We start from the raw sequence: 23123 nt of genomic DNA on the forward strand, positions 1-23123 counted from the left end.
GGTTGCCGCAAACTATCCACCCAAGACTGGAGTTGAGGCACGACACGCACTTTTCTGTCATTAGCCGTATTTACGCGCTCGCACTTCAGTTCTCGGCGACCTCGGCGTACAACTGGGACAGTTCGGGGGTCCCGGTCGCGGCCCACTCGCGGCCCGCGGTGACCACGTCGACCTCCCGGCCGGACGCCAGCCGGACGACCGGCTCCCCGCCGGGCCAGACCACCCAGACGGAACCGGGCACCGTACGCACGACGACCGTCCCCAGGTAGAGCCCGGCGTCGTGACCGAACCAGGGCAAGGTCTCCTCGTCCTCGCGCCAGCGCGGCGGAAGCTGGTCCAGTGCCTCCAACGAGGCGGCCGTGTCGTCGAGTCCGATCCCCTCCCGGGCCGCCTGGGAACGCAACAGTTCGCATTCGGAGAGGAGTTCGGCGATCCCCTCGGGGTCCTCGGCGAGCACCGCCGCACGGTACTTCTTGCTCCTGTTGCCCAGGAAAGGGATGTTCATAAGCCCAGCGTGACATTCGCACCGGCGTGCGCACCACAGGCGCGCTGGCACATGCCGAGGGCCGGGGTCCCGGTCCGGGCGGGCATCGCGCGTAGACGGACGGGCACCGGCGGCTCCCGCTACACCTCGAGGTCGACCACGACCGGAGCGTGGTCCGAGGCGCCCTTGCCCTTGCGCTCCTCGCGGTCGACATAGGCGTCCTTGACGGCCTTGGCGAACGGCTCGTTGCCGTACACCAGGTCGATGCGCATGCCGCGGTTCTTGGGGAAGCAGAGCTGGCGGTAGTCCCAGTACGTGAAGGGGTGGTCGTACTTCAGGGGGCGCGGGACGACGTCCGACAGGCCCGCCTCGCGCAGCGACGCCAGGGCGGCGCGCTCGGCCGGGGTGACATGGGTGAGGCCTTCGAAGGCGGCCACGTCGTGCACGTCGTCGTCGGTCGGCGCCACGTTGTAGTCGCCCAGCACCGCGAAGGGGCGGCTGCCCGCCGCGTCGCCCGCGACGGCGGCCTTGAGGGCCTCGAACCACTGGAGCTTGTAGGCGTAGTGCGGGTGGTCGACCTCGCGTCCGTTCGGCACGTACACCGACCAGACGCGGACCGGGCCGCAGGTCGCCGAGAGGGCGCGGGGCTCCGGCGCCCCGTCGTAGCCGGGGTCGCCGGGCAGGCCCTTGACGACGTCCGTCAGACCGACGCGGGAGATCACCGCCACGCCGTTCCACCGGCCCGTGGCGTGCACCGCCGCCTCGTAGCCCAGTTCGCGCAGCTGGTCGAGCGGGAACTGCGCCTCGGCGACCTTGGCCTCCTGGAGGCACAGCACGTCGGTGCCGCTGCTCTCCAGCCAGGCCAGCAGCCTCGGCAGGCGGGCGGTGATCGAGTTGACGTTCCAGGTCGCGATACGCATGCCTCACAACCTACCCGGCGGGTCCGACAACGCCCTCGCTCAGATCTCCGCGGAGGCCCCGGGCGCCAGCCGGCCGTGGTCGGCACCGCCCAGGTTGCCCAGGTGGGTGTCGTAGATCGGGCGGGCGAGGTCGGTGAGGAGGGCGTCGTGGATGTCGTAGACGCGCTGCGGCCGGACCTCGCGGACGTACTCGATGACCTCGGAGATCTTGTTCCAGGGGGCCTGGACCGGGGCCAGCAGGGTCTCCACCGGGAGCCCGGGGACGGTGAGCGCGTCTCCGGGGTGGAAGACGCGGCCCTCGTCGAGGAGGAAACCGACGTTGGTGACGCGCGGGAGGTCGGGGTGGATGACGGCGTGCAGCTCGCCGTGGACCTGGACGTCGAAGCCCGCGGCGGTGAACGTGTCGCCGTGGCCGACCGTGTGCACCCGGCCGGGGAAGGCGGCGGAGAGCTTCTCCGCGACGGACCCCAGGGTCCAGATCCCGACGGCCGGGTCGGCCTCGAGGGCCGCCCGCAGCCGCTTCTCGTCGAAGTGGTCGGGGTGCTCGTGGGTGACCAGGATCGCGTCCGCGCCGAGCGCGGCATCCGCCTCGCTGAACCCGCCGGGGTCGAGGACGAGCGTGCGCCCGTCCTTCTCCAGGCGCACACACGCGTGCGACATCTTGGTGAGTTTCACAGCCGTCATGAGACCCATCCTGCCCCCGCCTCCGGTGGACGGCTCACTCGGTGGGGGTGGTCTCCTCCCGGATGACCTGCTGTGCCACCTTGAACGCGCTGTTCGCCGCAGGTACGCCGCAGTAGACGGCCGCCTGGAGCAGCACCTCCTTGATCTCGTCCGGGGTGAGGCCGTTGCGCAGCGCGGCGCGGATGTGGAAGGCGAGCTCCTCCAGGTGGCCGCCCGCGACCAGCGCGGTGAGCGTGACGCAGGAGCGGGAGCGCCGGTCGAGGCCGGGCCGGTCCCAGATCTCGCCCCAGGCATAGCGGGTGATGAACTCCTGGAACTCCCCGGAGAAGTCGTCGGCCTGCGACAGCGCCCGGTCGACGTGGGCGTCCCCGAGGACCTCACGGCGCACCTTCAGACCGGCGTCGTACGGATCGGGGCGGCCCATGGCCTGCACCGGTTCGAGGACGGGGGCGGGCGCGATCTCCGCGATGGCCACCGGCTGCGGAGGCTGCTGGGGCACGGTCAGGACCGCCCGGACGGGGATGCCCGGCACGGCCGTCTGCCCGGTGCCGGAGTCGTAGGCGGGCTGCCAGGCGGTGGAGAAGTGGCGGACCAGCAGGTCGGTCACGGCCGCGGGCTGCTCCACCGGGACCAGGTGCGAGGCGCCCGGTACGACGGCCAGCCGGGCGTCCGGGATGCCGGCCACCAGGGTGCGCGCCTCGGCGGGTCCGGTGACCTGGTCGTCCGAGCCGACCAGGACCAGCGTCGGCACACCCACGAGACCGATCTCGGCACGCACGTCGAAGGCGGCGAGCGCCTCGCAGGCCGCTATGTAGCAGCCGGGGTCGGTGGTGCGCACCATCTGCACGGCCCACTCGGTGATCGCGGGCTGCGCGGCCGCGAAACCGCTGGTGAACCAGCGGTCGGGCGAGCTGCGGGCGATGGGGTCGAGGCCGTTGGTGCGGACTATCACGCCCCGCTGCCGGAACTCGTCGGCCGTGCCGAACCGGGGCGAGGCCGCGATCAGCGCGAGGGAGGCGACCCGCTCCGGGTGCCGCAGCGCCAGCTCCACGCCGACCGCGCCGCCGAACGCGCAGCCCGCGTAGCCGAAGCGCTGCACGCCGAGCGCGTCGAGGGTGGCGAGCAGCCGCCCGGCCAGGTCGGAGACGGATCCGACCGGGTAGGCCGGGGCGCCGCCGTGGCCGGGCAAGTCGTAGCGGAAGATCCGCCACTGCTGGGCCAGCTCGGGAACCTGACGGTCCCACATGTGCCATGTGGTACCCAGGGAGGGCCCCAGGATCAGGACCGGGGCGTCTTCTGGCCCGTCGAAGCGGTACTGCAGGGTGTTCGGTGGTGTCTCGCTCACCCGTCCGAGCCTCTCATCTGTCACAACAGCCCCTATGAGCGGGGCCCTGACTGTAACTGTCTGACCAGGTGGAAGACCTCCCGGGCAGCCTCACGGCTCGCCACTTCCCGGCCTGCTTCAGCAGATCACGGTATCCCGCAGAGCGTCGACGACAAGTCCGCGAGGCAGGCGGCTTACTGGACATTCCCGTCCCCCTTCCGGTCCGATGGCGCGTCACGTTGCCGGTACCGGGCCGCATCGGGCGGTCAGCATCGTGAGGACGCCACAGACGCCACAACTGATCGGCAGGCCCCTGTCGGGACACGCCCCGCCGGCCCGGCACCGACAACGCACCATCCCCGGCCAACGGCCGACACTGTGAGACCAGGACACTTCGGTCAGGCGTGTCATGAGTCAGACCGCGGACCCGGGACAGCACCCGCCCATCCTCCCGCCCGTCACAGCATCCCCACCCAGAAACACTGAGCATGCCCAGTCCCAGCCCCAGACACATCCTGGTTCTGACTCCGGCAGATCGTTTTGCGGCACAGAAGCCGACATCTTGGTTCAGGTTGCTTCAACCTGGATCTCCCCCTTCTGACAGCAGCCTGAGACTGGCCATGCACACAGTGCGGCGAGGCGGGCTGATGGCCGGTACGGGGTCGCGGAGGTCAGCCCCGAAACGGCTTGCCGGAGTGCCGGGTAGCCACGCGCTGCATTGCCTTGCGGGCGGCGCAACAGCGACAGGTGAGTCGACCCCGGGGCGTTCGACGGGGAAACCAATCGCTCAGGTCTCGTCGGCTGCAGGGACCGCGCGCTGCTGGTCGTGGGTGGCCGCCCAGGTGGCCGGCAGGCGCAGGCCGTCCTCGGAGGCGGTGCCGGGTTCGGCGCCGAAGGCGAGGAGGGTCAGGTCCTCGCCGGCGACGAGTGCCATCGCCTCGAAGGTGAGGTGGAGGGTGCCGATGGCGCGGTGGTGGAGGTGTTTCAAGCCGGTGGTGTGGCGGCGTACGTCGTAGCGGGCCCAGCGGGTGCGGAAGTCCGTGCTGCCGGCCGCCCTCGTGCCGCGGTGACCGGCGCCGAGGCTCTTCTACGCCGACGTGGGGCACTTCCGCCGCCGGGTGATCACCCGCGCCTGGCTGCTCCTCGTCTTCCCTGCATGCATCCTCGGCTTTCGACACCCTTCGCCAGTCGGCTGCCAGGGAGAGGCGTCGTTGCCTTCGTGGCACGGTGCGTCGGACGGAGAATCCGCTGCGGGTGGGTCCGAGAGCGGTGGCTCACAGCCCGGGGAAGAGTGCAGGCGGCTGGCCGCCGCTCTGGCGACCCACCCATGGCTGCGCTCGGCCCACGACCCGTTCAGCGTCCGCAGGCCAGCTTCGCCGCCGCGCGCACGGCCCAGGCCGTGAAACTCAACGCGGCGGCGAAGGGTACCTACGACGAAGTCCTGGCCATGCTCAGCGACTACCGCTGAGCGGTACCCGGTGCTTGCCGGACAAACTGATGAAGCGGCAGGGAGACAACAGACGTTGAGGCAGAACCGAGGCTCGATGTGAAACGAAGGCGAAGTCCATGAGTCCGGTCTACCGGTAGCTCGTCAACCTCGGGGGCCGGTGGATCGGGCCGGTGATCCGGGTCAGGGGCCGGCCCGTGCCCTGGTTGGCCTGGGCGATGATCTCCGCGGTGATGGAGACGGCCGTCTCCTCGGGCGTGCGGGCTCCGAGGTCGAGGCCGATCGGGGAACGCAGCCGGGCCAGCCCGTCGGCCGTGACCCCCTCCTCGCGCAGGAGCCGCAGGCGCTCCTCGTGGGTGCGCCGGGAGCCCATGGCCCCCACGTAGGCGACGGGCAGGTCGAGTGCCAGGCGCAGCAGGGGGATGTCGAACTTGGCGTCGTGCGTGAGGACGCATACGGCGGTGCGCTCGTCCACGCTCGTGCGCTCCAGGTAGCGGTGGGGCCAGTCGACCACCAGGTCGTCCGCGTGCGGGAAGCGGGCGGGTGTGGCGAAGACGGGGCGGGCGTCGCACACGGTGACGTGGTAGCCCAGGAAGCGGCCGGCCCGGCTGAGGGCGGCGGCGAAGTCGACGGCGCCGAAGACCAGCAGGCGCGGCCGGGTCGCATGGACGTGGACGAGGACGGACAGCCGTTCGGGGCATTCGTCTTCCTTCCCGCCGATGTCGACGCGGGCGGTGCGGCCGGCCCGCAGCAGGGCCCTGGCCTGGTCGGCCACCACCCGGTCCGCCGGGCCGCCGTCCACGCGCCCGTGGACGGCACGGTCACCGCCGAGCACGCTCAGCGTGGAGCCGAGGAGGTGCTCCGGGCCGTCCACGACCCGCGCCACGGCGACCGGTCCCCCTCGGCCGATCTCGGAGAGGGCCGTGGACAGGTGCGGCTGTGCTGCGGGATCGATGCGCTGGACGAAGACGTCGAGTTCGCCGCCGCAGGTCAGGCCGACGGCGAAGGCGTCGTCGTCGGAGTAGCCGAACCAGGCGCGCTGCGGAGCGCCCCGGTCACGGAGCACCTGTCGGCACAGCTCGTAGACCGCTCCCTCGACACAGCCGCCGGAGATACCGCCGACGGCGTCGCCGTCCTCGTCCACCGCGACCGACGTACCGACCGGCAGAGGGGCGCTGCCGTGCACGCCGACGACGGTGGCCAGGGCGAAGGGGCGTGCCTCGCGGCACCAGCGGTGCAGCGTGTCCGCGATGTTCAGCATGGCAGTTCTCCACGGCGGGACCAGTCGGAAAGTGGGCGGGCCGCCGCCACGACGACGGGGAAACGTCACGCGGCGGCGGCCCCGGGAAGTCCGGCAGCCTGACGGGAGAGGCTGCCGGACGAGCGGGGTGCTTCCTCGGCCCGAGGCGCGTAGGTCAGAGCAACGCCTCGGCGGTGATGGGCAGTTCACGGACACGGCGGCCGGTGGCGTTGAAGACCGCGTTGGCGATGGCGGGTGCCACCCCGATCATCACGAGCTCTCCGAGTCCCTTGACGCCGAGCGGGTCCGCCTCGCGGTCCTCACCGTCCAGGTAGATCGCCTTGAGGTCGGGGACGTCGGCGTTGACGGGCACGAGGTAGTCGGCGAGATTGGCGTTGACGATCCTCCCGTCGCGGTGGTCGGTGACCGTGTGTTCCAGCAGGGCCGTGCCGATACCCCCCACCATGCCGCCCAGGGCCTGGCTGTCGGCGAGCTTGGGACTGATGATGCGTCCCGCGTCGTACACGCCCAGCACACGCCGCACCCGCACCAGGCCCAGGGTCGCGTCGACGGCCACTTCGGCGAAGGTGGCGTTGTAGCCGTAGAAGGAGTGCCGCTCCGGGCCCGTCGGCGGCGCGAAGGAGCCGTCCGCTTCCAGGTGGGTTCGGTCGTTGCGGGCCAGCAGCCGCCGGTAGGTCTCACCGCGGGCCGGATTGTTCTTCACGTGCAGTCGGCCGTTGCGTACCACGACATCGTCGGCGGCCACCCCGTACAGCGGCGACTCGCGGTCCTGGACGGCCAGTCCGATCGCCTGACGGCGGACCTTGTTGCAGGCGTCGAGGGTGGCGGAGCCGACGCTGGCCATGGTCATCGAACCGCCGTGCGGTGGGGTCGGCGGGTAGAGGGAGTCTCCCAGCCGGAAGGTGACCGTGCGCACGGTCAGCCCGAGGGCGTCGGCCGCGACCTGGGTCTGCGAGGTGTACGTACCCGGGCCCATGTCGGTGGCGGCGGCCTCGACCAGCGCGGTGCCGTCGGCGTCCAGACGGGCCCGGGCCTGGGCGGGCATGCGCGCGGTGTCGTAGACGCCGGCGGCCATGCCCCTGCCGATGAGCCAGTCGCCCTCGCGCGTGGAGCGGGGCTCGGGGGCGCGGAGTCGCCAGCCGAACTCGCGGGCGCCGACGGCGTAGCACTCACGCAGCCGGCGCGTGGAGAACGGCAGCCCCGACGACTCGTCCTCCGACGGCTCGTTGCGCCGGCGCAGCTCGATCGGGTCGACGCCGAGTTCGTGGGCGAGTTCGTCCATGGCCGACTCGATGACGAAGGAGGCCGTCTGGAAGCCGGGGCCGCGCATGTACAGCGGCGTAGGCAGGTCCAGCGGCACCGTCCGGTACGTCTGGGTCACGTTGGGCGTGCTGTAGAGCATCTGCCCGGCCGCCAGGATGGATTCGGTGAACGTCTCGTACGACGACGTCTCGGCGTCCAGCTCGTGGACCGCGGCGGACAGCCGGCCGCGCCGGTCGCTACCGAGGCGCAGGTGGTACTCGTAGGAGGGCCGGAAACCGGTACCGAGGTACATCTGCTTGCGGCTCAGGACCAGCTTGACCGGACGCTTCGTCTCGCGGGCGGCCAGCGCGGCGACGACCACGTGCGGCCAGCAGCGCAGCGCCGTGCCGAAACCGCCGCCGACGAACGGCGAGATGACACGCACCGCGTCCATGCCCAGGCCGAACACCGCCGCGAGTTCGGTCTGCGTGCCCACCACCCACTGAGTCTTGTCCCACACGGTGAGCCTGCCGCCGTCCCAGCGGGCGATGGTGGCGTGCGGCTCCATCGGGTTGTGGTGGTTGCGCGCTGTGCGGTAGGTCAGGTCCAGTCGTACGGCCGCCGAGCGCAGGGCTGCTTCTGCGTCGCCGCGCGCGTATCCGGTCGGCTCGTCCGGCTCGGCCTGGGCGAGGTCGGTCGAGGGCTGCTCGGCGTCATAGCCGACCTCGACCAGACTCGCACCGTGCTGTGCGGCCTCCAGGGTGGTGGCCACCACGACGGCGACCGGCTGGCCGTGGAAGAGGACGCGGTCATCCTGGAAGACGCGAAGCCGTCGGCCGGGCGGGTTGTTCGACGCCGAGTTGTCGCGGTAGGGCAGCTTCGGTGCGTTGCGGTAGTGGATCACCTTCAGTACGCCCGGAAGGGCTTCGGCGGCGCCGGTGTCGATCGACGTGATGCGGCCGCGGCCGATGCTCGCGTCGACGATCACGGCGTGCCCGGTCCCGTCGACATCGTGCTCGGCGGCGTACGACGCCTTGCCCGTGACCTTGAGCCGGCCGTCCACCCGGGACAGCGGCGCACCCACGGCTGCCTGCGGCTGGGGACTCACTTGGTACCTCCTACGACGCGCAGCTGACGTTCGACAGTGCGCTTGAGCAGCTCGACCTTGAACCGGTTGTGCTGAAGGGGACGGGCGCCGTCCGCCGCCTTCGCGGCAGCGGCCGACCAGAGGGCCTGCGAGGGACGTTCACCGACGAGGTGCTGTTCGACGGCGGGCAGCTTCCACGGCACGGTGCCCACGCCCCCGGCGGCGACCCTGGCCTCGCGGATCACCCCGCCGCGGATGTGCAGCGCCACGGCCGCCGACGTCAGGGCGAACTCGTACGACTGCCGGTCACGCACCTTCAGATAGCCGGACCTGAGCGGGCGCGGAAGAGCGGGGATCTCCACCGCGGTAATCAACTCACCTTTGTGCAGGGCCTGTTCGCGCCGCGGCGTACTGCCGGGCGGCAACAGGAACTCAGCGAAGGGGACTTGGCGTGTCCCGTCCGGGCCCAGCAGGTGCACTCGGGCCTCCAGGGCGGCGAATGCCACGGCCGCGTCGGACGGGTGCGTGGCCACGCAGGCGTCGGAGGTCCCGAGGATCGCGTGGGTGCGGTTGAAGCCGTGCAGCGCGGCGCAGCCCGAGCCGGGCTCACGCTTGTTGCAGTCGGCGGTCACGTCCCGGAAGTACGTGCACCGGGTGCGCTGCATGATGTTGCCGCCGATGGTCGCCATGTTCCGCAGCTGGGCCGAAGCACTCAGCTCCAGCGCCTCGGAGACGACGGGATACAGGGTGCGCACCTTGGTGTGGGCGGCGGCCTCGGACATGGTCACCAGGGCGCCGATGCGCAAGCCCCCGCGCTCGGTGACGGTGATCGCGCTCAGCGGCAGGCCGGAGATGTCGACCAGAGTCTCGGGGCGTTCGACCGTCTCGCGCATGAGATCGACCAGGGTGGTACCCCCGGCGATGTAACGCCCGCCGCGCCCACCGGCGTTGAGGGCTTCACGGGTGTCGGAGGCGCGGGTGTAGGAGAAGGGATGCATGGCGGCCGATCCTCATTTCCGGCGCGCGGTCTGCTCCACCGCGCGCACGATCTTGACGTAGCAACCGCAGCGGCAGATGTTGCCGCTCATCCACTCCCGGATCTCCTCCGGCGAACCGGTGTGACCCTCCTGGATGCAGCCGACGCCGGACACGATCTGGCCGGGGGTGCAGTAGCCGCACTGGAACGCGTCCTGGTCGATGAACGCCTGCTGCAGCGGGTGGAGTTGATCACCCTCGGCCAGGCCCTCGATCGTGGTGACCTCCGCGCCCTCCAGCCGCACCGCGAGCGTCAGGCAGGCGTTGTGCCGCTGTCCGTCGACCAGGACGGTGCAAGCCCCGCAGGCCCCGGCGTTGCAGCCCTTCTTCGAGCCTGTGAGGCCGAGGTGCTCACGGAGCAGGTCCAGCAGAGAGGTGCGGTTGTCGACCGTCACGGTCCGGCGGGTGCCGTTGACCGTCAGGGAGACGCGACTGGAGGGCGGCGCCTCCGCAGCGCTCACCTCCTGCGCGTCGGCGAGGATCGTCCCGCCGATCACACCGCCCGCGACCACGGCACCGCCGACCGCGGTGCCTGCGGCGATGAACGTGCGCCGAGTGGGTGCCGGGGAGGGCTCGCCGGCGCCGGTGGGGGGAGGAAAGTCAGATTCAGGGAGTTCAGCAGACATACGTACGCCTTCGCATCACGGACGGATCCGTCGTGCACGACAGAGGGACAGCAGGCGGGATCGGCGCCACCACGGGCATCGGTGACCGCTCACCTCGACAGGGGGCTGGTCTCGCGGGAAGTCTTGCACCACCGGCAACACTCGTGGCAGGGAGACTTTCCTCCCCCTTTGAGCTCCACCAGGAGCGACCAGCCGACATCACTGGGGGCACGTTCGCGCGGGAGAGGCAAGACAGAGCCGCGTCGCCTCCCCGATGACGGTTGCGTCCTCGTCACTCACCATGTCGTTGTGCGTGGGGGACTGATCGTCCGGTCCGGCAGAGCACTGACACGGCCCTCATCCCGGATCCCCTGACGTCCTGAGCGAGCCCGGGTCGCGTGATCGATGGGCCGGGACTACCGGTTGCGGGTGCGGGGACCCTTGTACTGCCGGTCGGTGACCGGCGAGTGCAGAGGTGTGGTGGCGCGAGTGGCGTGGGGGCTGCCCGGAAGGGCTGCGGCGGCACGACGCCTTGCCATGGGCCGCCGTCGGACGGTCTGGCCGGTCAGACGGTTTGGCCGCCGTCGACGACCAGGGCGTGGCCGGTGGCGAAAGAGGCGGCGTCCGAGCAGAGCCAGAGCACGGCGGCTGCGATCTCTTCCGGCGTGCCGAGCCGTCCGATCGGCTCGTCCGCGATCAGGGCGTCCCGTCCTCCGGGGGTGCTTTCGGCGAAGCGTTGGATCATCTCGGTGTCGATGATGCCGGGGCAGATGGCGTTGACGCGGATGTTGGACGACGCGTAGTCGAGGGCGGTCGAGCGCGTCAGGCCGATGACGCCGTGCTTGGCCGCGGCGTAGGCCGCCTGTCCCTTGAAACCCTTGACGCCGGCGCCTGAGGAGGCGTTGACGATCGCGCCGCCTCCCTGTTGCAGCATCAGAGGGATCTGGTGCTTCACGCACAGGAACATCCCGGTGAGGCTGACGCCGATGACGCGGTCCCACTCGTCCTTCGCGATGTCCGCGGCCGGTTTGACCGGCTGCTCGACGCCGGCGTTGTTGAAGGAGACGTCCAGGCGCCCGAATTCCTGAACAGTGTCTTCCAGGGCGGACTTCACGTCGCCCTCGCTGGTGACGTCACAGGCGAGGGCCAAAGCCTGCCCGCCCGCTTCCTCGATGAGCCGTGCGGTCTCCCGCAGGCCGTCCGGCGACCGGTCGGCGAGGGCGACGCGAGCGCCCGCGCGGGCGAAGGCGACGGCGGTCGCGCGGCCGATGCCGGAGCCTGCTCCGGTCACGAAGGCCACCTTGCCGGTGAAGTCCGCGCTGTTCACAGTCATGAGCAGATTCCTCTCGCATGCTGGTACGTCGGGTTCGTGTCGGCAGGACGCCGATCCGGGCTTGAGTCAGTGCCGCGACGACACCTGCGCGGGTTCGTCGTGCCGCGTGTGCGTGGGAGCGCTGCTTCGGGCCACGATCCGGCCCTTTCGGGACGATCCGTGGGCGGCGAGGGCGATCAGGGGCAGCAGCGTGAGAGCTGCGATGACGGTGCCGACCAGAGGCGGGCCGGTCAGGCCGAGGGAGGAGTCCAGGGCCGCACCGGCGATCACCGAGCCCGCGGCGATACCGGTGTTGAAGGCGGAGGTGGTCAGCGCCGAGGTGAGGGTGGGCGCGTCGCCCGCGAAGCGCATGGCGAGGGCGGTGACGACCGGGTTGACCGTGAAGCCGGTCAGGCCCATGAGGAAGACGAGGAGGGTGGCCGTCACCGGGTTGCCGGACAGCGGGATCATCAGGAGCAGGACCAGGGCGGTGGCCGCTGCGGCCGTGATGGTGGTGACCATCGGACGCCGGTCGCCCAGGCGGCCGCCCGTGGTGGTGCCGCCCAGGGCGCCGACGCCGAAGGCGATGAGGACGAGCGGTACGGCGCCCGCGGGGATGCCTGCGCGGTCGGTCAGCAGCGGGGTGACGTAGGTGTACGTCGCCAGGACACCGCCCATGATCAGCATCGCGGCGCCGAGCGCCAGCCACAGCCGGCCCTGGCGCAGAGCCCGGACCTCGGCCCGGAGGGACACCTCGGCGCGCTGTTCCCGGGCCGGGATGAAGCGGCCGATGAACACGGCGGCGAGCCCTGAGAGGACGGCCAGGGCCCAGAAGGGGCCGCGCCAGCCGGTGAACTGGCCGGCGAAGGAGCCGATCGGCACGCCGACGACGTTGGCCAGGGTCAGGCCGCCGATCATGACGCCCGTGGCGCGGGTGGCGTTGTGCGGGCCTGCGGCGGTGGTGGCGACGACGAAGCCGACGGACCAGAACGCTCCGGTGGCCAAGGCCGTGACGACGCGGGCGAGGAGGACGATCGTGAAGGACGCGCTGAGTGCGGCGACGAGATGTCCGAGGCAGAACACGGACAGGGCCAGGATCAACGTCTGCCGCTGAGGAAGGCGCAGGGTGGCCATGGCCATGGTCGGCGCGCCGACGATCATGCCGATGGCGAACGCGGTGATCAGCAGACCGGCGTGGGAGACGCTGACTCCGAGGTCACCGGCCAGCTCCGGCAGCAGGCCGGCGACGACGAACTCGGTGGTCCCCATCAGGAACGTGCCGGCGGCGAGCACCCAGACGACGAAGGGAAGCTTGCCGGGGGTGGTCCCGGATGCGGAAGGCATACGTGTGATCTCTCCTTGAGTGGAATTCGGCGGATCATGGGGCGGCTGGAGCCGTCGGGCAGACAGCGGACGGCGCGGCCACGTCCTTCACGGTTCCATGGACCGAACCATCCGAAAAGGGGAGAATCACCTCCCCCCTCCTTTCGGGCGCTCTCCGTGACGGGCGCGCGGTGGGCGGGTCAGGGCGCGGCTTCGATGGTGATGCGGTCGGCCCCGGCAAGCCTGTCGGCATCGGCGTCGATGCTGCCGAGGATCAGCAGGTCGTCGGAGACGGAGTCCCCGTCGCGGTAGAAGAGGGCCAGATTGCCCCAGGGCGCGTAGTAGGTCAGGTCACCGGCCTTGGGCGCGGCCGGCTCGGGAGCTCCGGAGGTGGTCAGCCTGCGCGGCAGGTCGGCGATCCGCTCCGTCTGGTGGAAGTCCTCCAGGTCCAGAGTGAGCGGGAGCAGCTCGGCGAAGTCACGGGCGGCAGGGCTGTCGTTCAAGGTGGCGTCGACGGGGCGGCCGTCGAGGGTGACCCGGATGTCCATGGCGGTGTTCCTGTCGGATGCCGCGGTGCGTGCCTCTGACGTAGGCGTCAGCTGCCCGGTGGTGGTCGCGGACGGGGAGGCTGGGGAGGTGTCGGTGCAGGCCGCCCCGGTCAGTACGAGAGCGGTGGCCGCGACGGCACGGGCGAGGACACGGAGGGCGGCCGGGTTCATGGGCGTCGTCCAGGGGCTAGTCGGGCAGGGGCTCGGCGTAGTGGCGGAATCCATCCCGCTGCTGGTGGATGTCGTACAGCCGCTGTGCCAGCACATCGGGGCTGCTGTGCTCGGCGTCGGGCCGGATGGCTCCGGGGATGATCAGCTGCGCGGCGTGGATGTTCTCCCCGGCGAGCGTGTCGTGCAGCATGCGGGCGTAGGCACTCTCGGCGGCGAACGCGATCGAGGTGCCGGCGACGTCCGGGTTGGGTCGTACCGCGCTGGAGCCGTTGACGAACAGCACGGTGCCGCGGCCGAGGGCACGCATGCCGGGCAGGACTGCGTTCACCGCGGTGACGGAGCCCTTGACGGAGAAGGCGAGGGGCGCGTCGAGGTCGTCGGCGCCGCTGTCGAGAACCGGCTTCATGAAGTCGGCGCGGGGCACGGGGCTGTACTGGAGGATCTCGATGGGGCCAAGATCGGCCGCAGCCGCGTGCAGGGCCGTGGTCAGGGACTCGATGTCGAGGACGTCGGCGGTGAAGCCGCGAGCCTGGATGCCGTCACGGGCCAGCTCGGCGGTCATCTCCTCCAGGCGCCCGGCGTTGCGTGCGATGAGGGCGACGGCGTGGCCGGCGACGCCGAAGCGGCGGGCGGAGGCCAGCCCGAGACCGGGGCCGGCGCCGATGAGCGCGAAGGTCGTCATGGGATTCGTCGTTCCTTGTGTGAGGCGGTGGCTCCCGCCCGCATCCGCGCTGCCGGTGATGCGGCCCGACGGTGTGGGTGCGGGGCGAGAGAGGGCCGAGGGCCGGTGACAATGTGCGCCCGGCGCCGTCGGGCCCGGCCGTACGCGCTGTGGTGCTCGACAGGGGCGGCCGGTCACCGGCCTGGGGGTCAGGGCTTGAGGAGTGCCTTGATGGCGCGGCGCTCGTCCATCGCCTTGTAGCCCTCGGCGACCTGGTCCAGGCGCAGGGTGAGGTCGAAGACCTTGCCCGGGTTGATACGGCCGGACAGGACGCGGTCGATCAGGTCGGGCAGGTAGCGGCGCACGGGGGCGGGGCCGCCGCGCAGGCCGACGTGGGAGAAGAACAGTTCCTGGCCGTCGATGGCCACGTCGTGGGGTACGCCGACGAAGCCGACGTTGCCGCCGGGCCGGGTCGATTGCAGGGCCTGCCGCATCGACTCGGCGGTGCCCACGCACTCCAGCACGGAGTCCGCGCCGATGCCGCCGGTGAGGTCCTTGACGCGGGCGACGCCTTCATCGCCGCGTTCGCTGACGATGTCGGTGGCGCCGAATTCGAGGGCGAGCTTCTGCCTTGATTCGTGCCGGCTCATGGCGATGATCCGCTCGGCGCCCAGTTCCTTGGCGGCGATGACACCGCACAGGCCGACCGCTCCGTCGCCGACGATCACGGCGGTGGAGCCGGGCTTGACCTCGGCGGCGAGGGCGGCGTACCAGCCGGTGCCCATCACGTCGGAGACGGCCAGCAGGCCGGGCACCGCCTCGGCGTCCGGGTGCTCGTCGGTGGCGACCAGGGTGCCGTGGGCGTTGGGGATGCGCACGTGGTCGGCCTGGCACGTGCTCATGAACTCCCGGTGCAGGCAGGAGGACTGCCAGCCGCCCAGGCAGTTGGCGCAGGTGTTGTCCGAGGTGGCGAAGGAACCGACCACGAACTGGCCCGGCCTGACGTTGGCGACCTCACTGCCCACCTCCTCGACGATGCCGACGTACTCGTGCCCCATCGGGTGCGGGTCGCCGATGGGTTCCGCGCCGCGGTAGGGCCACAGGTCCGAGCCGCAGACACAGGTGGCGACCGTGCGGATGATCGCGTCGGTCGGGTGGAGGATCTTCGGGTCGTCGAGGTTCTCGAAGCGCACGTCGCCGGGGGCGTAGATGACTGCTCCGCGCATGGGGGGCTTCCTTCGGTGCGGGGATCGGTGAGCGCGCAGCCGGGGTTGGGATCGGGATCGGGATCGGCTGCTCGATATCGAGCCTCACACGCGAGGGCGAGCGCGAAAAGCGGAGGAATTCATCCCGGGACGGAAACATCCAGGGAGGAAATTCTCCCCCCTTTCCCAGGTGGGATCGGTGTCATGCTGGAAAGCATGACCGCCAACGTCCCCCTCAATGAGCTGGGAGAATTCCTCAAGAAGCGCCGCTCGGAGCTGAGCCCGCGCACGGTCGGACTGCCCGAGACCGGCAAGCCCCGCCGGGTGGCCGGGCTGCGCCGCGAGGAGGTCGCCCAGCTCGCCAGCATCAGCACCGACTACTACACCCGCCTCGAACAGGGCCGCATGCAGGCATCGGCGCCCGTGCTGGATGTCCTCGCCCGGGTACTCCATCTGGGCGACGACGAGCGCGGTTACCTCTTCCAGCTCGCGGGCAAGACCACCACCCGCACCCGGCGCCGTAGTCGGCAGAAGGTCCAGCCGCAGCTGCAACGGGTTCTGGACGACCTGACCGCCACCCCGGCCGTCGTGCAGGGCCGGGGTGGGGACATCCTGGCCTGGAACGCACTGGCCGCAGCCCTGGTCACCGACTTCTCCCGCGTCCCGGAAAGGCACCGCAACTATCCGCGGATCATCTTCACGGATCCGGTGATGCGCACCCTGTACGCCGACTGGGAGACCTCCGCGCAGATTTCCGTGGCCCAGCTTCGGATGGAGGCCGCGAAGTATCCGGAGGACCCGCGCCTTGTCGAGCTGGTCGGTGAACTGTCGATGCGGGACAAGCAGTTCGCGCGGTGGTGGGGCGACCACCACGTCGCCGCCCGCACCGTGGGCACGAAGACCCTCAACCATCCCGTCGTCGGCGAACTCGTCCTCGACTGGGACACCCTCACCGCCAACACCGACCCCGACCAACACCTGACCGTCTGGACCGCCGCACCCGGCTCCCCCACCCACGAACGGCTGCGCATCCTGGCCTCCTGGGCAGCCGATCAGGATCTGTCGGCCTCCTCCCCTCTCAGCTGACCGCGACGGTCCGCGGCCATGGGGTGGCCGGTTGATCGCGCCGGTCGTCTGGCACAGAGGGAGGCTGCCCGTGCCTGGTCGGTGTGGGCGATGCCCTCCGCAGCCGATGGAGATCCCCGCCTCCTCGGTCGGCGCGCACCGAGATCACCGCCTATCGGCGAGCGCCCGTATCGGTGCAGGCAGAAATCGTGACCAGCCCGGTGACGCCTGGCCCGTGGCGTCGTTGCCCCGGGCGTGGTGAAGACCGCCCCTCAGGAGGGGCATACGACAGTCCTGCGGTCCGGTGAACAGACGGTCCCGGCACAGCTTGCGAAACGCCGTGCGGCCGGGGTGCTCGTCCTCGCCTGCCTGGCCGCTTGTTGTGCGATCGGGGTCCTCCTCGGTGTCGGCAGCCGTCCCTCCCCCGAGAGCTGGACGCCGCCCACCGCCGAGTCTCTTCGCGCCGACGAGTTCCTGGCCTCCCGGTTCACAACCGGTGAGCCTCATCTGGCGCTGGTGGCCACCTCTTCCGGATCGGTCGACGACCCGCGCTCCACCCGGGCCGGCCGGAAACTCCTCGAGGGTCTCGCCGCCGATCCGCGCACCGAGTGGGTCCGGGGGTACTGGCCGCTCCGGCTCCCCGAGTTCCGTGCGGCCGACGGGCGGCGCGCGCTGGTACTGGTGCGTTTCCGGGGAGACGAGCGGGCCGTGCGCACCGCGGCGAATCATGTGGTGGCCCGGTACACCGGGAAGACCGGGCCCGGTGAAGTGCTGAAGGTCTCCGCCGGGGGCGAGGACGCGGTCCTCTCCGAGAGCGAACGGCTCAGCGAACGCGGGCTGCTGCTGGCCGAGTTCATCGCGGCGCCCGTGATTCTCCTGATCCTGCTGTGGGTGTTCGCCAGTGCCGTGGCCGCGCTGCTTCCGGTGGTGGTGGGCGCGTTCGCCGTGGTGGTCGCCGGGGCATGCCTGCGGCTGCTGGACGGTGTGGTGCCGGTGTCTGCCTTCAGCGTCAGTGTCACCACCGCCTTGGGTTTCGGGCTGGCCGTGGACTACAGCCTGCTCCTCCTCTCGCGCTACCGGGAGGAGGTCGCCGCGGGCAACACCCCGGACGCGGCGGTGAAGGTGACGCTGCGCACCGCCGGACGCGCCGTGGCGTTCTCCGGCGCCACCGTGGTGGCTGCTCTGTGCACGCTGTTGGTCGTCCCGCTACCGCTGCTGCGGTCTCTCGCCTTCGGCGGAACCGCGATCGTCGTCACCTCCGTCGTGGGGGCGTTGGCTGTCGTGCCCGCGCTGCTCGTGGTGCTCGGAGCCCGTATCGACCGCGGGGACGTCTTCGCCCGGCTGCGCCGACCGCGCGGCGGGCGCCGGGAGAGCGACTCCTGGGCCCGGCTTGCACGCTGGGTGGTGAGGCGGCCGGCGGCCGTCGCCCTCGCGGGCTTCGCGTTCCTGGTCCTCCTTGCCGTACCGGCGTTTCAGGTGCGGTTCGGTGTGTACGCCGATGCGACGCTCCCGGGTTCCTCGCCGGTCGCCGCGACCGCCCGGACCCTGCGCACCGAGTTCGGCTCGGCCGCGTCGGGCGCCCCCTCCGTCGTGTTGCCCGGCCTGAACGCGGAGGCGGACTCACGGGAGCGGGCAGCGCTCGACGGATACGCCCGCAGGCTCTCCCGCGTCTTTGGAGTGGCCCGGGTGGACACCGTCACAGGGGTCTACCAGGACGGGAACCGGTCTCCGCTGCCGGCAGCCCGGGCGTCGTCGTTCACCGCCGCGTCCGCCAGTCGGCTGGCGGTGACCCCTCAGGCGTACGCCCGCGCGCCGCTCACTCCCGAGGGGAGCCGGCTGGTGGAGCGGCTCCGCCGGGTCCCCGCGCCGGTTCCGGCTCTCGTCGGTGGTCCGGGTGCCCGGCTGGCGGACACCGAGAAGGTGATGACGGACCGGCTGCCGCTCGTCGCGGTACTCGCCTGCGGTGGGACCTTCCTCCTGCTGCTGCTCTACACCCGCAGTCTGCTCGTGCCGGTGAAGGCTGTGCTGCTGAACATGCTGAGTCTGGCCGCCACCTTCGGAATCCTGGTCGCCGTTTTCCAGGAGGGCTGGTTTCCCGGTGTGTCTCCTGCGGGAATCACCGATGTGCTCATCCCCTTGATGTTCGCTGTCGCGTTCGGTCTCTCCATGGACTACGAGGTCTTCCTGCTCTCACGGATCCTCGAGGAACACCGGCGCGGCAGCCCCACCCCGCTCGCCGTGGCGACCGGCCTCCAGCGGACGGGACGGCTCTTCACCTCCGCCGCGCTGGTCTTCGCCGTGTCCATGTCCTCTTTGGCGCTGTCCGGGCTGCTGCATCTGCGCGTGGTGGGCGTCGGCCTCGCGGTGGCCGTTCTGGTGGACTGCACGGTGGTACGTGCACTGCTCGTACCCGCTGTGATGCAGCTCGCGGGCAGGGTGAACTGGTGGCTGCCGACCTGGCGGGGAGGCCTTCAGCGCGGGGCGGTACCGAAGACGTGGTCCCAGTAGGGGCAGCTCACGCCGAACCCACGCCGTTCGTCCTGGAAGTGGTGGCGCAGATGGCGGTTGCGCAGGCGCCGGCCCAGAGTCGTGGACGGGCGGTGGTGGTGCATGTGGAAGTGCAAAACGTCGTACACCACGTAGCCCGCGACGAATCCGCCGGTCAGAGCGGCGCCCGGCCCCGCTCCGGCCAGTAGCTGAAACAGCTCGTAGGCGCCGTATGCGCCGGGGACGCTGACCGAGGGGGGCATGACCAGCCGCCGGGGATCGTTGGGGTGGTCGTGGTGGACCCCGTGCACCATCCAGTGCGCCCGGCGTCCCCACGCACTGCGCGGGGTGAAGTGGAACAGCATCCGGTGCACCCAGTACTCGGTCAGCGTCCATACTCCGTAGCCGAGCAGAACGTACGCCAGGAGCAGGAGCGCCCCGGTGTGCCGGACCGCCCAGGCGAGCAGCAGCAGGACGGCCGGGCCGTACAACAACGGGGGTACGGCGGGATGCACACGGGTGAAGCGGTCGAGGAAGCGTGAGCGGAACATGGGCGGAGACGCGCGCAGCCGGTCCGCCCGCCCGGCACTCTCCTCACACCGCAGTGGCTCATTCGCTGTCATCGTGTCTCACCTTCGTGTGCCTCAGCGTGTGCCTCGGCCCTCTGATCACAGAGGCCGCCGATAGATCCGATAGGTCTTGGACCGCTGCGCTCCCATCCGCGCGATGGCCTGGTTCATGGCGGAGTTGTCCTCCAGGACCCATGACAACTCGCCCGCCTTGTAGCCGAGTTGGCGTCCGGCCTGGGCGAGGCGCGTGTACAGCAGCGCGTCGAGGCCCCGGTTCCGGTATTCCGGTTTCACTCCCAGGGCGATCAGTCGGCACCGGTCGATCCTGCGGGCGGCTCTGGTGGCCCTGATCAGGCCGATGGGCAGCCCGTATCGGGTCAGTCGGCCACCGGCCGCCTTCAGCGCCTGGTTGGCGTCGGGGACGGCCAGGCAGAATGCCGCCGGGTCCCTGTCCACCTCCGCGACCAGAACCAGTTCGGGCCGGACGATTCGCCGAAGCTGTGCCGTGAGGTGGCGGAACTCGCGCTCCGTGGGGGGTACGAAGCCCCAGTTCCGTTCCCAGGCGTGCGTGTAGATGTCCCGCAGCCGTCGCTCCTCGGCGTCGAAGTCGCTGAGATCGAGCGGTCGTACGCGGACGCCATCGCGCTCCTGCGCCCATTGCGCGAGCCGGGTGACGGCGCCGTCCACCGGCGCTTGCGTGGTCCACTCCCAGGCCCACAGGTCCTTGGCCTTGGTGAATCCGCAGGACAGCAGCAACTTGTCGTGATGGGGCGGGTTGTACGGCATCAGGACAGTCGGCGACGTGGAGAAACCCTCGACGAGCGTGCCGCATTCGCCGTTGGTCGAGAAGCTCACCGGCCCCACCGACGAGGTGAGCCCGCGCCCGCGCAGCCAGTCACCGACGGCCTCGAACAGCGCCTGGGCCGCGTCGGGATCGTCCGCGCACTCGAAGAGCCCGAAGAATCCGTCGCTGTCCCCGTGGTGGGTGTTGTGTCGGGGGTTGTGGACGGCGGCGACGCGTCCGACGGCCTGGTCTCCCCGGTGAGCGAGGAACAGTTCTGCGTCGCCGAACTCGAAGAAGGGGTTCTTCCGCGGGTCGAGGAACGCCTTGCGCTCGCTCTCCAGGGGCGGCACCCAGCAGGGGTCGCCCCGGTACAACCGGTACGGCAGCCGGATGAACTCCCGGCGCCGCGCGGCATTGCGCACCACCGTGACACGGGGCGGATCGGCCAGGGCGCGTGACATGGCCGTCACACCGTCCCCTTGATCGGTTCCGCGCGCGCATCCTCGTCCTCGGTGAGGGCTGCGGCGATCAGGCCGACCGCGTGGTCGATGTCCTCCTCGGTGTGCTCCGAGCAGACGCCGAGCCGTAGCCGGGCTCCTCCGATCGGCACGGCCGGCGGGAACAACGGGCAGACCAGCAGGCCGCGTTCGGCCAGTCGCCGGGTGACACGCGCGGTGCGGTCCATGGTGCCCACCGGCACCACCACCACATGGGCGGCGGAGTCGGCCGTAGCGACGCCGACGGCATGCAGCCGGGCGCGCAGCGTACGCGCGTTGTCATGGAGCCTGCGCCGCCGCTCAGCCCCTTCTTCCGCCAGCACCGAGAACGCCGCGAGTGCTGCCCCGACCGTGCCGGGCGGCAGGCCCAGGGACAGCAGATAGGCGTCCGCCGAGTGCCTGAGCAGCGTCACCACGTCGGCGTCGGCACAGACGAACCCTCCTGTGGAGGCGAACGCCTTGCTGAACGTACCCGTGATGACATCGACCCGGTCCAGCACACCGAGCGACTCGGCGACGCCGCGCCCCTGAGGGCCGAGCGTGCCCGCGCTGTGTGCCTCGTCCACCACCAGCAGGGCTTCGTACTGTTCGGCCAGATCGGCGATCTCCGTCAGGGGGGCGAGATCGCCGTCGGCGCTGAACAGGCCGTCCACGGCGATCAGCCGCCGCCCCGACCCTTGCGGCTGGGGCGCCGCACGGAGCAACTCCGCCAGATGTCGGTGGTCGTTGTGGCGGAAGACGTGCGCGGTGGCTCCGGACAGTCGGATCCCCATGGTGATCGACTGATGGTTGAAGCGGTCGGTGAAGACATGGTCACGAGGTCCGGCCAGGGTGCCGAGTACGCCCAGGTTGGCCTGCATCCCGGTCGGGAAGAGGAGCGCGGCCGGGCGCCCGGACCAGGCGGTCACGGCGGCTTCCAACTCCTGGTGCAGCTGGGTGTATCCGCCGACGGCCTGCGTTCCGTACGTGCCCGTGCCGAACCGGCGGGTGGCCGCGAGCGCGCCTTCCAGCACCTGCGGATGCCGGGCAAGCCCGAGATAGTCGGCGGACCCGAAGACGGTGACCGACCGGCCGTGGGCATTCCCCGAGCCGGGACGGGCGTGCGGCACCCCGATCCGGGCCCGGGTCGTCGCGGCCTCCGTGATCAGCGGAAACAGCGGATAGGTGTCCTCCTGCTGCCAGCGGTCCACCAGGTCGAGCATGCTGCTGTGTGCGGGACCGAATTCCATCGGCGGTCTCATCTCGCTTTCTCACTCCTGTGCGTGGTGCGGGCCTTGCCCGGTGGCGCGTGCGCCTCGGAGGATCTCTGTGGCGGCCATGTCCCGGACCGTCTCGCAGCTGCCGCCGTACACGCTGAAGACGCGGACATCACGCAGCACGGTCAGCATGCCGGGGGCGGACTCGTCGTCCCGGAAGGCGTCGGGGCCGGACAGCCGGGCGCATTCCTGTACGACCCGCTGGGCCAGCCGGGCACTGGCTGTCTTGGCCAACGCGGCGTCCAGCTGGTCGTCGGCGCCTCCGATCTGTTCCACGGTGACGTCGACGAAAGTCTCGGCTGCCTCGAGTTCGGCGTCCCACCAAGCAAGTTCGGCCATCGCCTGGCCCGTCGGACCCACCAGACGTGCCGTTCGTTCCAGTGCCCAGCGAGCACAGGCCAGGGCTCCCGCCGCGATCGCCAGACGCTCCTGCGGGAGGATTCCCGCCAGGAGGGCCAGGGCCAGGCCAGGGCGTCCGAGCACCGCTTCGCGGGGCAGCCGGCAGTCCTCAAGGCTCACCCGTCCGGTCGGGGAGGCGTGCAGCCCTGCCGTCGTGAGCGGCGTGACAACGACCCCGGGCAGATCAGCGGGTACGAGGAACAGGGTCAGACCCAGGGCGGAGGCTCCGGGGGTGGTGCGGGCCAGGACGATCAGGACATCAGCGAGAGGCGCGTTGGTGATGAATGTCTTCTCGCCCCGCAGGACCCACCCGTCCGGTTCGGACCGGGCCGTCGCGGCAACGGAGCGGACCAGATCGGAGCCGCCGCCTGGCTCGGTCAACGCGACCGAGGCGACGGCCTCGCCCGCGAGGATCGGGCGCAGCCACCTGTCCCGTTGTCCGGGGGTGCCGTGGCCGGCCAGCAGAGGGGCTACCAAGTGCGTCAGCACCGACAGACTGGTGCACACTCCGGCGGCCGGCTCACGCATCACGGCGCGGCCGAACGCGATGCCATGGGCGAGGTCCAGCCCCAGTCCGCCCTGGTCCACGGGTACGCCGATGCCGAACACCCCGGCCCGGCCCATGGCTTCGAACAGGGAACGCGTCACCGTCGCCTGCCGTCCCCAACGTGCCAGATACGGTGTGATCTCGGCGTCGACCAGGACACGTGCCGACTCGCGAAACGCGGCGGGAGAGCTTGGATCGAGCATCGTCGCA

General features: G+C 70.9%; 20 protein-coding genes and 1 pseudogene. 3 read left to right on the forward strand and 18 right to left on the reverse strand.

Features of this window, described 5'->3' with window-relative positions; all coding sequences use genetic code 11:
• Positions 1 to 85 precede the first annotated feature (85 nt).
• The 5 genes and pseudogenes from ACFVYS_RS27355 to ACFVYS_RS27375 form a co-directional block, all read right to left on the reverse strand.
• Positions 86 to 505, reverse strand: a complete 420-nt coding sequence (locus tag ACFVYS_RS27355) for a DUF6278 family protein (protein ID WP_389506153.1) — start codon at positions 503 to 505, stop codon at positions 86 to 88.
• 119 nt (positions 506 to 624) lie between these two features.
• A complete protein-coding gene (locus tag ACFVYS_RS27360) occupies positions 625 to 1404 on the reverse strand; it encodes an exodeoxyribonuclease III (protein ID WP_389506155.1) in 780 nt (259 codons plus the stop codon).
• Positions 1405 to 1443: 39 nt separating this feature from the next.
• Complete coding sequence (locus ACFVYS_RS27365) at positions 1444 to 2079, reverse strand: MBL fold metallo-hydrolase (RefSeq protein ID WP_389506278.1); 636 nt, start codon at positions 2077 to 2079, stop codon at positions 1444 to 1446.
• A 43-nt stretch (positions 2080 to 2122) separates the two neighbouring features.
• Entirely contained in the window at positions 2123 to 3433 is a 1311-nt protein-coding gene (gene pcaC / locus ACFVYS_RS27370; RefSeq protein WP_389506157.1) for a 4-carboxymuconolactone decarboxylase, read from the reverse strand.
• 766 nt (positions 3434 to 4199) lie between these two features.
• Positions 4200 to 4451 (reverse strand): annotated as a pseudogene (locus ACFVYS_RS27375) (transcriptional regulator); the annotation flags it as partial.
• Positions 4452 to 4739: 288 nt separating this feature from the next.
• On the opposite strand from ACFVYS_RS27375, the gene ACFVYS_RS27380 reads away from it, so the two are divergent.
• Positions 4740 to 4880 (forward strand): hypothetical protein, encoded by a 141-nt coding sequence (locus tag ACFVYS_RS27380; RefSeq protein ID WP_389506159.1) that lies wholly within the window; start codon positions 4740 to 4742, stop codon positions 4878 to 4880.
• A 109-nt stretch (positions 4881 to 4989) separates the two neighbouring features.
• Here the strand turns inward: ACFVYS_RS27380 and ACFVYS_RS27385 are convergent, their stop codons facing one another.
• The 9 genes from ACFVYS_RS27385 to ACFVYS_RS27425 all read right to left on the reverse strand — a co-directional run bounded on the left by ACFVYS_RS27385 (position 4990) and on the right by ACFVYS_RS27425 (position 15330).
• Complete coding sequence (locus ACFVYS_RS27385) at positions 4990 to 6120, reverse strand: XdhC family protein (protein ID WP_389506161.1); 1131 nt, start codon at positions 6118 to 6120, stop codon at positions 4990 to 4992.
• Between the two features lie 154 nt (positions 6121 to 6274).
• Positions 6275 to 8470, reverse strand: a complete 2196-nt coding sequence (locus ACFVYS_RS27390) for a xanthine dehydrogenase family protein molybdopterin-binding subunit (RefSeq protein WP_389506163.1) — start codon at positions 8468 to 8470, stop codon at positions 6275 to 6277.
• Positions 8467 to 9447: an FAD binding domain-containing protein gene (locus tag ACFVYS_RS27395; RefSeq protein WP_389506165.1), complete on the reverse strand. Its 981-nt coding sequence runs from the start codon at positions 9445 to 9447 to the stop codon at positions 8467 to 8469. The genes ACFVYS_RS27390 and ACFVYS_RS27395 overlap by 4 nt, the downstream gene beginning before the upstream one ends.
• 12 nt (positions 9448 to 9459) lie before the next feature.
• On the reverse strand, positions 9460 to 10110 hold the full coding sequence (locus ACFVYS_RS27400; RefSeq protein ID WP_389506167.1) for a (2Fe-2S)-binding protein: 651 nt from the start codon (positions 10108 to 10110) through the stop codon (positions 9460 to 9462).
• A gap of 544 nt (positions 10111 to 10654) precedes the next feature.
• Positions 10655 to 11422, reverse strand: a complete 768-nt coding sequence (locus ACFVYS_RS27405; RefSeq protein WP_389506169.1) for an SDR family oxidoreductase — start codon at positions 11420 to 11422, stop codon at positions 10655 to 10657.
• Positions 11423 to 11488: 66 nt separating this feature from the next.
• Complete coding sequence (locus tag ACFVYS_RS27410) at positions 11489 to 12745, reverse strand: MFS transporter (RefSeq protein ID WP_389506170.1); 1257 nt, start codon at positions 12743 to 12745, stop codon at positions 11489 to 11491.
• Positions 12746 to 12924: 179 nt separating this feature from the next.
• Positions 12925 to 13443 carry a cyclophilin-like fold protein gene (locus ACFVYS_RS27415; protein WP_389506172.1) on the reverse strand — a complete coding sequence of 173 codons (519 nt, stop codon included), beginning with the start codon at positions 13441 to 13443 and terminating at the stop codon, positions 12925 to 12927.
• 16 nt (positions 13444 to 13459) lie between these two features.
• The gene (locus tag ACFVYS_RS27420) at positions 13460 to 14125 is read right to left on the reverse strand and encodes an SDR family NAD(P)-dependent oxidoreductase (RefSeq protein ID WP_389506174.1); all 666 of its coding nucleotides are present in this window, start codon (positions 14123 to 14125) and stop codon (positions 13460 to 13462) included.
• 188 nt (positions 14126 to 14313) lie between these two features.
• The gene (locus ACFVYS_RS27425; RefSeq protein ID WP_389506176.1) at positions 14314 to 15330 is read right to left on the reverse strand and encodes a zinc-dependent alcohol dehydrogenase family protein; all 1017 of its coding nucleotides are present in this window, start codon (positions 15328 to 15330) and stop codon (positions 14314 to 14316) included.
• A gap of 183 nt (positions 15331 to 15513) precedes the next feature.
• Between ACFVYS_RS27425 and ACFVYS_RS27430 the strand changes: the two genes are divergently transcribed.
• Complete coding sequence (locus tag ACFVYS_RS27430; protein WP_389506178.1) at positions 15514 to 16395, forward strand: helix-turn-helix domain-containing protein; 882 nt, start codon at positions 15514 to 15516, stop codon at positions 16393 to 16395.
• Positions 16396 to 16632: 237 nt separating this feature from the next.
• On the forward strand, positions 16633 to 18882 hold the full coding sequence (locus ACFVYS_RS27435) for an MMPL family transporter (protein WP_389506180.1): 2250 nt from the start codon (positions 16633 to 16635) through the stop codon (positions 18880 to 18882).
• Here ACFVYS_RS27435 and ACFVYS_RS27440 read toward each other — a convergent pair.
• From ACFVYS_RS27440 to ACFVYS_RS27455, 4 genes are read right to left on the reverse strand one after another with little or no spacing between them, the layout of a single operon-like run.
• Positions 18846 to 19484, reverse strand: a complete 639-nt coding sequence (locus ACFVYS_RS27440; protein ID WP_389506182.1) for a sterol desaturase family protein — start codon at positions 19482 to 19484, stop codon at positions 18846 to 18848. The two genes, ACFVYS_RS27435 and ACFVYS_RS27440, sit on opposite strands and share 37 nt — an antisense overlap.
• A 45-nt stretch (positions 19485 to 19529) precedes the next feature.
• Positions 19530 to 20675, reverse strand: coding sequence for a GNAT family N-acetyltransferase (locus ACFVYS_RS27445; protein WP_389506280.1), 1146 nt, complete (start codon positions 20673 to 20675; stop codon positions 19530 to 19532).
• A 5-nt stretch (positions 20676 to 20680) separates the two neighbouring features.
• A complete protein-coding gene (locus tag ACFVYS_RS27450) occupies positions 20681 to 21940 on the reverse strand; it encodes an aminotransferase class I/II-fold pyridoxal phosphate-dependent enzyme (protein WP_389506184.1) in 1260 nt (419 codons plus the stop codon).
• 21 nt (positions 21941 to 21961) lie between these two features.
• Positions 21962 to 23116: an acyl-CoA dehydrogenase family protein gene (locus ACFVYS_RS27455; RefSeq protein WP_389506186.1), complete on the reverse strand. Its 1155-nt coding sequence runs from the start codon at positions 23114 to 23116 to the stop codon at positions 21962 to 21964.
• Positions 23117 to 23123: the final 7 nt, after the last annotated feature.

Source organism: Streptomyces sp. NPDC058295 (assembly GCF_042880655.1).
In the GTDB taxonomy this organism is placed as follows: domain Bacteria; phylum Actinomycetota; class Actinomycetes; order Streptomycetales; family Streptomycetaceae; genus Streptomyces; species Streptomyces coriariae.